The organism is Streptomyces sp. NPDC057654, assembly GCF_042800135.1.
Classification (GTDB): Bacteria; Actinomycetota; Actinomycetes; order Streptomycetales; family Streptomycetaceae; genus Streptomyces.
This window is the reverse complement of record NZ_JBHVHQ010000223.1, coordinates 1-10,950: the sequence shown is the minus strand read 5'-3', so window position 1 is coordinate 10,950 and position 10,950 is coordinate 1. Positions and strand designations below refer to the sequence as shown.

The window sequence follows — 10,950 nt, the reverse complement described above, 5'->3', positions numbered from 1 at the left end:
CGCCGGGCTCGCGGGCTGCCGGGCGCTGGGCGCCGTCGAGCGGACCCGCGCCCGCGCCCTGCTGCACCTGGACGTCGGCTCCCCGGAGCCGCTGCGGCCGGCGCGCGGCCGGACCGGGCCGATGGCCTGGATCGGCGCGCTCTTCAAGAGCGGCGTCTCCTGGCGCCACCTGCTCTACGCGCTGCTGCACCTGCCCTGGGCCATGGCCTCGTCCTTCACCGCGCTGCTGCTGTGGTCGATGGGCTGGGCGGTCTTCCTCTACCCGGCGTACCAGTGGATGTACCCGCACTACTGGGGCCAGCCGGGCATCCAGCTGTACGGGGAGAGCGGCGGCGCCCACTTCTACCTCGACAACCCCTTCGAGATCGCCGTCACCAGCGCCGTCGGGCTCGTGGTCGTACTCGGCACCCCGTGGGTGATCCGGGGCCTGGCGCAGGTGGACCGGCTGCTGGTGCTGGGGCTGCTGGGCCCGTCCCGGATGGCGTCCCGCGTGACGGAACTGGAGTCGGACCGCGTCGTGGTCTTCGACACCGCCGCCGCCGACCTGCGCCGCATCGAACGCGATCTGCACGACGGCGCGCAGGCCCGGCTCGTAGCCCTGGCCATGGACCTCGGCCTCGCGAAGGAGAAGCTGGAGGAGGACCCGGAGGCCGCCGCCCGCATGGTCGACGACGCGCACGGCGAGGTGAAGATCGCCCTCCAGGAACTGCGCGACCTGGCCCGCGGAATCCACCCCGCGATCCTCACCGACCGGGGCCTCGGCCCGGCGCTGTCGGCGCTGGCCGCGCGGTGCACGGTGCCGGTGACCGTCGACGTGGACCTGGACGCGCGGCCCGCTGCGGCCATCGAGGGCAGCGCGTACTTCACCGTCTCCGAGCTGCTCCAGAACATCAGCAAGCACAGCGGCGCCCGCACCGCGACCGTCGACGTGTGGCGGTCGGAGAGCCGGCTGATGCTCCAGGTGCGCGACGACGGCCGGGGCGGCGCGTCCCTGGAGAAGGGCAGCGGCCTGGCGGGGCTCGCCGAGCGGCTCGACTCGGTGGACGGGCTGCTGGTGGTGGACTCGCCGGCGGGCGGGCCCACGTCCGTAACGGCCGAACTGCCCTGGCGCGGCTGACACCGGTCCCTGGCGGGCCCTGGCCTGGTTGCCTCCGTCCCCGCGCGCGTTTCCCCGGATTCCGCCCCGGAGCGTCCCGTTCCGAGGCGGAATCCTGAGATGCTTGAGGGGTCATGCCAAGCATGGGGGGACGTACATCGTGGAGGACAGGGTGCGGGTGGTCATCGCCGAGGATTCGGTGCTGCTTCGGGAGGGCCTGACCCGGTTGCTGACCGACCGCGGGCATGACGTAGTAGCCGGGGTGGGCGACGCGGAAGCGCTGCTCAAGGCCATCGCGGAGTTCGCGGCCGACGGCGAGCTGCCGGATGTGGTGGTCGCCGACGTCCGGATGCCGCCCACCCACACCGACGAGGGCGTACGGGCCGCGGTGCGGCTGCGCCGGGACCATCCGGGCTTGGGCGTCCTGGTGCTGTCGCAGTATGTCGAGGAGCAGTACGCGACGGAGTTGCTGGCCGGATCCAGCCGTGGCGTCGGCTACCTCCTCAAGGACCGGGTAGCCGAAGTGCGTGAGTTCGTGGACGCGGTGGTGCGGGTGGCGGAGGGCGGCACCGCGCTGGACCCGGAGGTCGTCGCGCAGTTGCTGGGCCGCAGCCGGAAGCAGGACGTGCTGGCCGGGCTCACGCCGCGGGAGCGCGAGGTGCTGGGCCTGATGGCCGAGGGGCGTACGAACTCGGCCATAGCCCGCCAGTTGGTGGTCAGCGACGGCGCGGTGGAGAAGCACGTCTCCAACATCTTCCTGAAGCTGGGGCTGTCGCCGAGTGACGGGGATCACCGTCGGGTGCTGGCGGTGCTGACCTATCTCAAGAACTGACGCCCCGGCGGCCGCCCGTGGATCACGGCGGGCGCGCGGCCGGCGGCGTCCGGGCCGAGGACCAAGGTCGTAGAACCAAAGACCGAGCGGGGAGCGTCTCTAGGGAAAGGGCCGGGGGGCGAGCAGAGCATGGCAAACCATGACAGAGCGGGATCTCGTGCCGGTAATCAGCAGGTGATCCGTCCAGGGAAGGTCACCCTTACGCCCGTACGATGGCAGTGGGAACACCGGTCGACATCACCGTGTGCAGCCGCCGCCTCTAGGGAGGTCCGAAGCAGTGACCAGCCAGGTCAGTAGCCCGGCCGAGCAGGCCGAACCAGCCGAACAGCAGAGCGAGTCGCAGTACCTCTCCGGACAGCGCAAACCCGGCGGTCCAGGCGACAAAGAGGTGCGCCGACTCGACCGAGTGATCATCCGGTTCGCGGGGGACTCGGGTGACGGCATGCAGCTCACGGGCGACCGGTTCACCTCCGAGACCGCGTCGTTCGGCAACGACCTGTCCACGCTGCCGAACTTCCCCGCCGAGATCAGGGCGCCCGCCGGAACCCTGCCCGGCGTCTCCAGCTTCCAGCTGCACTTCGCGGACCACGACATCCTCACGCCGGGCGACGCGCCCAACGTGCTGGTGGCCATGAACCCGGCCGCCCTGAAGGCCAACCTCGCGGACGTGCCGCGCGGCTCCGAGATCATCATCAACACCGACGAGTTCACCAAGCGCCCCATGGCGAAGGTCGGATACGAGACCAGCCCGCTGGAGGACGGCTCCCTGGAGGCGTACAACGTCCACCCGGTGCCGCTGACGACGCTGACGATCGAGGCGCTCAAGGAGTTCGGGCTCTCCCGCAAGGAGGCGGAGCGCTCGAAGAACATGTTCGCGCTCGGCCTGCTGTCGTGGATGTACCACCGGCCGACCGAGGGCACCGAATCCTTCCTGCGCAAGAAGTTCGCGAAGAAGCCGCAGATCGCGGAGGCCAACGTCGCCGCGTACCGGGCCGGCTGGAACTTCGGCGAGACCACCGAGGACTTCGCCGTCTCCTACGAGGTGGCCCCCGCCACCGCCGCCTTCCCGGCCGGCACGTACCGCAACATCTCCGGCAACCTGGCGCTCGCCTACGGGCTGATCGCCGCGTCCCGCCAGGCGGACCTGCCGCTCTACCTCGGCTCGTACCCGATCACCCCGGCCTCGGACATCCTGCACGAGCTGTCCCGGCACAAGAACTTCGGCGTGCGCACCTTCCAGGCCGAGGACGAGATCGCCGGCATCGGCGCGGCGCTCGGCGCGGCCTTCGGCGGCTCGCTCGCCGTCACCACCACCTCCGGCCCCGGAGTGGCGCTCAAGTCCGAGACCATCGGGCTCGCCGTCTCCCTCGAACTGCCGCTGCTGGTCGTCGACATCCAGCGCGGCGGCCCGTCCACCGGACTGCCCACCAAGACCGAGCAGGCCGACCTGCTCCAGGCGATGTACGGGCGCAACGGCGAGGCCCCGGTGCCGATCGTGGCCCCCAAGACCCCCGCGGACTGCTTCGACGCGGCGCTCGACGCGGCCCGTATCGCGCTCGCCTACCGCACCCCGGTCTTCCTGCTCTCCGACGGCTATCTCGCCAACGGCTCCGAGCCGTGGCGGGTGCCGGACGTCGGCGAACTGCCGGACCTGCGGGTGCGGTTCGCGCACGGCCCCAACCACGAGCTGGCGGACGGCACCGAGGTCTTCTGGCCGTACAAGCGCGACCCCGAGACCCTCGCGCGGCCATGGGCCGTGCCCGGCACGCCCGGCCTCGAACACCGCATCGGCGGCATCGAGAAGCAGGACGGCACCGGCAACATCTCCTACGACCCCGCCAACCACGACTTCATGGTCCGCACCCGGCAGGCCAAGATCGACGGCGTCGAGGTCCCGGACCTCGACGTGGACGACCCGACCGGCGACGCCGACACCCTGGTGCTCGGCTGGGGCTCCACGTACGGGCCGATCACCGCGGCGGTGCGCCGGGTCCGGGCCGAGGGCCGCTCCATCGCCCAGGCCCACCTGCGCCACCTCAACCCCTTCCCGGCCAACCTCGGCGAGGTGCTGAAGCGCTACGACAAGGTCGTCGTGCCGGAGATGAACCTCGGCCAGCTCGCCACCCTGCTGCGGGCGAGGTTCCTGATCGAAACCCGTTCCTTCACCCAGGTCAGCGGGATGCCCTTCAAGGCCGAGCAGCTCGCCGATGTGTTCAAGGAGGCCATCAATGACTGAGACGCTGTCGGAGGGCTCAACGACGACGGAAGCGCTCACCCTGGTGCCCAAGGCCGAGGCCAAGCAGTCCATGAAGGACTTCAAGTCCGATCAGGAAGTGCGCTGGTGCCCCGGCTGCGGCGACTACGCGATCCTCGCCGCCGTACAGGGCTTCATGCCCGAACTCGGCCTGGCGAAGGAGAACATCGTCTTCGTCTCGGGCATCGGCTGCTCCTCCCGCTTCCCGTACTACATGAACACCTACGGGATGCACTCCATCCACGGCCGCGCGCCGGCCATCGCCACGGGCCTCGCCTCCTCCCGCCGCGACCTGTCCGTCTGGGTCGTCACCGGTGACGGCGACGCCCTGTCCATCGGCGGCAACCACCTCATCCACGCGCTGCGCCGCAATGTGAACCTCAAGATCCTGCTCTTCAACAACCGGATCTACGGGCTCACCAAGGGCCAGTACAGCCCGACCTCCGAGGTCGGCAAGATCACCAAGTCGACGCCGATGGGCTCCCTCGACGCGCCCTTCAACCCGGTCTCGCTGGCGATCGGCGCCGAGGCGTCCTTCGTGGCCCGCACCGTCGACTCGGACCGCAAGCACCTCACCTCGGTGCTGCGCGAGGCCGCCGCCCACCCCGGCACCGCGCTGGTGGAGATCTACCAGAACTGCAACATCTTCAACGACGGTGCCTTCGAGGTCCTCAAGGACAAGCAGCAGGCCGAGGAGGCGGTGATCCGGCTGGAGCACGGGCAGCCGATCCGCTTCGGCGCCGAGGGCGCCAAGGGCGTCGTCCGCGACCCGGCCACCGGCGACCTCAAGGTCGTCGGGGTCACGCCGGAGAACGAGGCGGACATCCTGGTCCACGACGCCCACGCCGCGTCCCCCACCACCGCCTTCGCCCTCTCCCGCCTCGCCGACCCCGACACCCTGCACCACACGCCCATCGGCGTGCTGCGCAGCGTCGACCGGCCGGTCTACGACACCCAGATGTCCGACCAGCTGGAAGCCGCCGTCGTCCAGAACGGCAAGGGCGACCTGGCATCCCTCCTCGCCGGCACCGACACGTGGACGGTCGTCGGCTGACAGCCACCGCGTACGGCGGCTGATCCGTACGGGCTCTCACGGGTGCCGGTACGGGGCGTCTCTCGACGTCCCGCACCGGCACCCGCTGTCATGAGGGCATGGCCGACACCGACGCCGACACCGACGCCGCACCCCCCGCCCGCGACCGTCTCGCCTACCGCGTGAAGCGCCGCCTCCTCGGGCCGCCGCTCGTCAATGAGCAGCTCGCGCGGGAGAAGCTCTCCAACCCGCTGGCCCTCGGCGTGCTCGCCTCCGACTGCGTCTCCTCCACCGCGTACGGCTCGGAGGAGATGCTGCGCATCCTGGTCCCGGTCGTCGGCGTCGCCGCCTTCACCCTGCTGCTGCCGGTCACCGGCGCGATCCTGCTGGTCCTCTTCCTGCTCACGCTCTCCTACCGGGACGTCGTCTCCGTCTACACCCGCGCCGGCGGCTCGTACGTCGTCGCCCGCGAGAACTTCGGGCCGCGCGTCGCGCAGATCGCCGCGGTCGCCCTGCTCGTCGACTACATCGTCACCGTCGCCGTGCAGAGCGCCGCGGGCACCGACGCGCTGATCTCCCTGGCCCATCTGTCCGGCGGCGGCTTCACCGGCCTCGACCACCTCAAACTCCCCGTCACCGCGGGGGTCGTGCTGATCCTGATGTACGGGAATCTGCGCGGCCTGCGCGAGGCGGGCCGCGCCTTCGCCACCCCCGCGTACCTCTTCATACTGGCGGTCGCGCTGATAGTGGCGGTCGGCCTGGTACGGGCCCTGACCGGCGGCCTCCCACACGCCGACGTGCACGCGAGCGGTGCGATTCCGCTCGGGGAGAGCGGCGGCGGCTGGCTGTACGGCGCGTCCCTGTTCATGGTGTTGCGCGCGTTCGCCAACGGCGGCTCCTCGCTGACGGGCCTGGAGGCCATCTCCAACGGCATCTCCGCGTTCCGCCCGCCGCAGGGCGCCAACGCCCGCCGCACGCTGACGGTCATGAGCTGCGTGCTCGGCACGATGGTGCTCAGCGTCTCCGTGCTCGCGCACTACACGCACGCCATCCCGTACGCGGACGGCAACCCGACCGTCATCGCGCAGGAGGCCCACCTCGTCTTCGGCGGCGGCGCGCTCGGCACCACCGGTCTCGTCTTCGTACAGCTCGCGACGGCGCTGGTGCTCTATACGGGCGCGAACACCCCGTTCACCGGCTTCCCCTTCCTCGCCAGCTTCGTCGCCGAGGACCGGTTCCTGCCGCGCCAGCTGACCCGGCGCGGCCACCGGCTGGCGTTCTCCAACGGCATCGTCTGTCTCGCCGTCGTCTCGCTCGCGCTGCTGCTGGTGACCGGCGGCAGCGTCGACAAGCTCGTCGCCCTGTACGCGATCGGGGTGTTCACCGGCTTCACCATGGCGGGCGCCGGGCTGACCGTCCACCACTGGCGGCGCCGCGAGCCGCACCGCGCCTGGAAGACCGCCGTCAACGCCGCCGCGGCCGTGGTCTCCGCCCTCGTCGTGCTGATCTTCGCGGTCACCAAGTTCACCGAGGGCGCCTGGCTGGTCGTGGTGGTCTTCCCGCTCGGCGTCTGGGCGCTGATCCGCATCAACGGCCGGTACCGGATAGAGGCCGAGGCGATGGAGAACCTGCCGCCGTTCGACGACGACCGGCCGCGCTGGCGGCGGCACGTGGTGTACGTCCTCGTCGACGCCCTCGACCTGGCCGCCGTCAAGGCGCTGCGGTACGCGCACGAGCTCCGCCCCGACGAGGTGCGCGCCGTGCACTTCATGATCGACGAGGTGCACGCGCGCCGCCTGGCACACCGCTGGGAACAGGCATCCGCCACCACCGTCCCGCTGGAGCTACTGTCCTGCCCGGACCGCCGACTGCACCACGCCGTACTCGGCCTGGCCCTGCACACCACCGAGGACAGCCGCACCGCGCTGACCCTGCTGGTCCCCCGGCGCACCTACTCCCCGCTGCTGGGCCGACTGCTCCACCGCGGCACGGGCGACCAGCTGGCCAAGACGGTAGAGCACCTGGGGGACGTCGCGGTGACGATCCTGCCCTTCGACGTGGAACGGGCGGTACGGCGGCTGCGCGCGCGGGCGGGGGCCGCCGGGCAGGGCGGGCCCGATGAGGGGCCTGCGGCACTGGGCAATGACCGTGACACGAAACGCACCTGACAGGTGACCACTGATATCCCCGATGAGCGGGGGTACTTCTCTCATTTCGGCTGAAGGAAACAAAGACGGTCCCCGCACCCGGCGGCACCGGATACGGGGACTCAACCACGTTGTCCAAGGCAGCTGTCAGCCGTTGAACTCTCCAGCGTCTACACCCTTAACGAAAGCCGCCCACTCGCTGGTTGAAAACGTCAATGCCGGGCCCGTCGGGTTCTTCGAGTCACGGACAGCCCGGCCACCGGCGGGAAGTTTCGCGATCTCGACACAGTTGTTATTCGTGCCGGAATACGACGACTTCACCCACTCAAGACCAGCAACAGACGCGCACTCGATGTACTGGGGCTTCACTGTCTACACCATTTCTCTCAGAACGTTCTCCAAGGCTGTGCAGGGGCGCTGTTCTGCGTCTCGTTCCGGCTGTCAGTGGCCTGGCGACAGATCGAACTCGCCGTCGCGCACGCCAAGGGTGAAGGCTTCCCACTCGGCAGCGGTGTACCGCAGCACTGTTCCGGCCGGGTCCGCCGGGTTTCGCATAGCGACAGCTCCACCGGGAAGTTTGGCGATCTCGATGCGATCGCGCGCGTCACTGTCCGGCGCACTGAGCCACGTCACGCCGGAAAGATCCAACGCGTACAGCTCGGCTTTCGCTCGCTCGCCTGTCATCAGCCTGCCAGCGTGTCGTCATCGACAGCAGCCAGGAAGGAGGACCAGGCCGCGCGGGAGACCCGTGCCGCTGGAATGTCCACGTTCTTGGAGTCGCGCACAGCGACACCGGGCATGGTGGGGATGTGGGCGACCTCGACGCAATTGCCGTTGTTCGCCGTGTAGGAACTCTTACGCCACGCGGCGCGCGCGAGGTCGACCGCGTACAGGTCGGCCGGCTCGTTCATCTCACTGCCCCTTCTCGATACGTTCGACCAGCTTCACAGTGTCCTGATCCGACAGCGCGGCCCCAGCCAGGTTGCGAAACAGACGGTTCAGGCGGCGTAGCGCGAGCGCGTCATCCCGGAATGTGGTCGCTTCCGTCGACTCCATGAAGGCTACGTCTGCATCACTCTCTTGCCCATCGCTAAAGAGCGTGAAAGCTCCCGGGCTTGCCCCGTTCTCCCCTGCCTCGAACGGAATCACGCGGAATGTCACGTTCGGGAGCGATGCAACTTCGACAAGGTGGCGAAGCTGGGCCCGCATGGCTTCCGCTCCGCCCACTTGCAGGCGCAGCGCGGCCTCGGTAACGACAGCGTCGAGCGTCAGCGTCTCCTCATCGCGCAGCCGCTCCTGCCGACGCATCCGAACCTCGACGAGGCTGTCGACCTGATCAGGGCCGAGAGCGGCGAAGCCCGGACCGGTGATCGCGCGGGCGTAGCTCTCCGTCTGCAACAGCCCTGGAATGAGGAGCGGTTGGTACTCAAGAGAGCGGATCGCTTCCGACTCGTAGGCCAGAAACTCGGCGTAGTTCGCGGAGATCACATCCGCGTACGCCTGCCACCACGGCGGGATGCGCTGCTTGCCCCGGACCATCAGCTCGGCGAGCTCCGAGCGCTTCTCCTCGTCAACCTCGTACAGCTCCATGAAGGCGTCAAAGTCCTTGCGCGTACAGGCCCGCTTCGCGAGCTCAACACGGCTGATCTTGGAGTTATGACAGTTGAGCTGCGCCCCGACATCTTCAGTCGTGAGTCCGAGGCGATCCCGCAATCGCCGCAGCTCAGCCCCCAGTTTGCGGCGCGCGGTAAGCGGACTGCCACTGCTGACAACGGCCATGGCATCTCCATCCCCTATGCCTGCGTGTGCCGCTGAGGCTACAACAGCCCCCGACACCCGCCGAGCGTGAGATTGGCAATCTGCCAAACAGAAGCTTGACTCTGTGACGCTGTGACCTACATCATGACATGCGTTGCTGAGCGTGGTGCCCCAACTCCGCAGTGACACCACATCGTTGCTGCCACGCTCACGTGCCGGAGGTACAGCGATGAGCGGCCAGACCCCCACGACGGAGCAGCAGAAACCCCCCGAACAGCCGACTACCGACGAGCTCATGCGCAAGCAAGAGGAACTGCGCGAGCGGATCGAGCAGCACCTCGCCAAACTGCAAAGGGAGAGCGCCCCATGACGCGCTCCGCCCACGTCACCGCGCCCGTCCACCGCGGCGCGCCCCCACCCCCGCCCCCTGCCGCGATGGCCCCGGTCGAGGCTCCCCCTAAGCGGCCCGGCCTCCTGCGGCAGGGGCGCGGGCCTCACCTCCCCCGTGAAGGAGTCCGTATGCCTGATCCGCTCGTGCAGACCGTGACCATTGCCGCCGACAGCGTCCGGCCGCGCGACGTGGTCACCGTAGGCGGCATCCCGCACGTCGTCGCCGATGTGCGGGAGCTCGCCGGCAGGCGCAAGCGACTTGAGTTCGAGGACGGCAACGCCTACGTAGTCGGCCGCTCGGTCCACATCGAAGTCACCCGCGTATACGTGCCGGCAAACGCTGTCGTCCGCCGGCGGTCCGCGGTCGGCGTTCCCCGAAGAGAGCGGCGAATCGTCGTACCCGAGGAACATCACGACCGCGCCATCGCGGCCCGTCAGTGGCCGCACTCTTCATCGGCCGCCCGCCGACCGCCCGCCAGGTAGGCAGAGGGACAGAGCCATGCCCGACCCCACACCGCCGCCGCAGCTTCCCGCCGTCGCCGACGAGTTGCTGCGCCGCATGGCCGCCGATCAACACGCCCGCGGCGTACGCGAGAACAGTCCGAGCGTCGTCCCCGACAACGACCTGATGCGCACCGTCGACATCGACAACACCGCCGCTCTCGCCCGCATCCTCGACGAGTACGGATGGCCCGGCCTCTCCCTTGTCGGCGAGCAGGCCGCAACCGCGGCATGGCTCATCGCCCAGCACGCCGAACCCGACTTCCAGCTACGAGCCCTGGATATGCTCCGCGACGCCGTCGCCCGCGGTGAGGCGCCCGCATGGCACCTCGCGTACCTCTCCGACCGGTGTCTCATGCACCAGCGGGAACCGCAGCTGTTCGGCACGCAGTACCTCGACACCGGCGACGGTCACGGCTTTCGCCTGTGGGACGTCGCCGACCCCGACCACCTCGACGCGCGCCGCGCCGAGGTCGGACTCGGGCCGCACGCCGACTACGCCCTCGCGCGCACCGTCGACGCGGACTGTTGACGGACCAGTCCCGCCGCGGGCAACTCGGCTCGTTCACAGGCTCGTTATACGAGGCGGTGCACCACGCACACGCCAGCCGATCCGTAAGACCGAGTGAAGGGAACACGCAGCATGTCCGTACTCACGGAACGAGTTCCGACCCTGTCCCACGCCATCCGCACCGAGCCCGCCGGCCCGCTCGCCACCCGGCCGTTCGGGCTGGACGCGCTGACCACCCTGGTTACCCCCGGCCGCCGCCCCGCGGTCGCCGTTGACCCGGTCTCGCAGCTCTCCCTCGCCGACGGGCAGGTCGCCCTCGATGTGGAGGGCATGGCCGGTACGTCGTGCAACACCCCGTCGGACGGCAAGGACGCGATCGCCGTCGATCACGACGAGAACGACGACTGATGGCTCATGCCTACGGGCAG

The 10,950-nt window shown here is 69.6% G+C and carries 13 protein-coding genes; 9 read left to right on the top strand and 4 right to left on the bottom strand.

What is annotated here, in order from left to right; translation table 11 throughout:
* From ACFU99_RS18580 to ACFU99_RS18560, 5 genes are all read left to right on the top strand, one after another.
* A partial coding sequence (locus tag ACFU99_RS18580; RefSeq protein WP_384392991.1) for a sensor histidine kinase occupies positions 1 to 1,117 on the top strand: 1,117 nt, incomplete at its 5' end.
* Between the two features lie 139 nt (positions 1,118 to 1,256).
* Positions 1,257 to 1,928, top strand: coding sequence for a response regulator transcription factor (locus ACFU99_RS18575; protein ID WP_363132975.1), 672 nt, complete (start codon positions 1,257 to 1,259; stop codon positions 1,926 to 1,928).
* Positions 1,929 to 2,205: 277 nt separating this feature from the next.
* The gene (locus tag ACFU99_RS18570; RefSeq protein WP_384392987.1) at positions 2,206 to 4,164 is read left to right on the top strand and encodes a 2-oxoacid:acceptor oxidoreductase subunit alpha; all 1,959 of its coding nucleotides are present in this window, start codon (positions 2,206 to 2,208) and stop codon (positions 4,162 to 4,164) included.
* Positions 4,157 to 5,236 (top strand): 2-oxoacid:ferredoxin oxidoreductase subunit beta, encoded by a 1,080-nt coding sequence (locus ACFU99_RS18565; RefSeq protein WP_384392985.1) that lies wholly within the window; start codon positions 4,157 to 4,159, stop codon positions 5,234 to 5,236. Before ACFU99_RS18570 ends, ACFU99_RS18565 begins: the two co-directional genes overlap by 8 nt.
* A gap of 98 nt (positions 5,237 to 5,334) precedes the next feature.
* Positions 5,335 to 7,383, top strand: coding sequence for an APC family permease (locus ACFU99_RS18560; protein WP_384392982.1), 2,049 nt, complete (start codon positions 5,335 to 5,337; stop codon positions 7,381 to 7,383).
* Positions 7,384 to 7,509: 126 nt separating this feature from the next.
* Here ACFU99_RS18560 and ACFU99_RS18555 read toward each other — a convergent pair whose 3' ends face one another.
* The 4 genes from ACFU99_RS18555 to ACFU99_RS18540 form a co-directional block, all read right to left on the bottom strand.
* Entirely contained in the window at positions 7,510 to 7,683 is a 174-nt protein-coding gene (locus ACFU99_RS18555) for a DUF397 domain-containing protein (protein ID WP_384392995.1), read from the bottom strand.
* Positions 7,684 to 7,803: 120 nt separating this feature from the next.
* Complete coding sequence (locus ACFU99_RS18550) at positions 7,804 to 8,046, bottom strand: DUF397 domain-containing protein (protein ID WP_384392979.1); 243 nt, start codon at positions 8,044 to 8,046, stop codon at positions 7,804 to 7,806.
* A complete protein-coding gene (locus ACFU99_RS18545; protein WP_384392976.1) occupies positions 8,046 to 8,273 on the bottom strand; it encodes a DUF397 domain-containing protein in 228 nt (75 codons plus the stop codon). Before ACFU99_RS18545 ends, ACFU99_RS18550 begins: the two co-directional genes overlap by 1 nt.
* 1 nt (position 8,274) lies before the next feature.
* On the bottom strand, positions 8,275 to 9,141 hold the full coding sequence (locus ACFU99_RS18540) for a DUF5753 domain-containing protein (RefSeq protein WP_384392973.1): 867 nt from the start codon (positions 9,139 to 9,141) through the stop codon (positions 8,275 to 8,277).
* 208 nt (positions 9,142 to 9,349) lie between these two features.
* Here ACFU99_RS18540 and ACFU99_RS18535 point away from each other — a divergent pair, with 208 nt between their 5' ends.
* The 4 genes from ACFU99_RS18535 (at position 9,350) to ACFU99_RS18520 (ending at position 10,930) form a co-directional block, all read left to right on the top strand.
* Positions 9,350 to 9,490 carry a hypothetical protein gene (locus tag ACFU99_RS18535; protein ID WP_384392970.1) on the top strand — a complete coding sequence of 47 codons (141 nt, stop codon included), beginning with the start codon at positions 9,350 to 9,352 and terminating at the stop codon, positions 9,488 to 9,490.
* Positions 9,491 to 9,639: 149 nt separating this feature from the next.
* Positions 9,640 to 9,993, top strand: a complete 354-nt coding sequence (locus ACFU99_RS18530) for a hypothetical protein (RefSeq protein WP_384392967.1) — start codon at positions 9,640 to 9,642, stop codon at positions 9,991 to 9,993.
* A 16-nt stretch (positions 9,994 to 10,009) separates the two neighbouring features.
* On the top strand, positions 10,010 to 10,543 hold the full coding sequence (locus ACFU99_RS18525; protein ID WP_384392964.1) for a DUF6624 domain-containing protein: 534 nt from the start codon (positions 10,010 to 10,012) through the stop codon (positions 10,541 to 10,543).
* A 111-nt stretch (positions 10,544 to 10,654) separates the two neighbouring features.
* The gene (locus tag ACFU99_RS18520; RefSeq protein WP_384392961.1) at positions 10,655 to 10,930 is read left to right on the top strand and encodes a hypothetical protein; all 276 of its coding nucleotides are present in this window, start codon (positions 10,655 to 10,657) and stop codon (positions 10,928 to 10,930) included.
* Positions 10,931 to 10,950 lie beyond the last annotated feature (20 nt).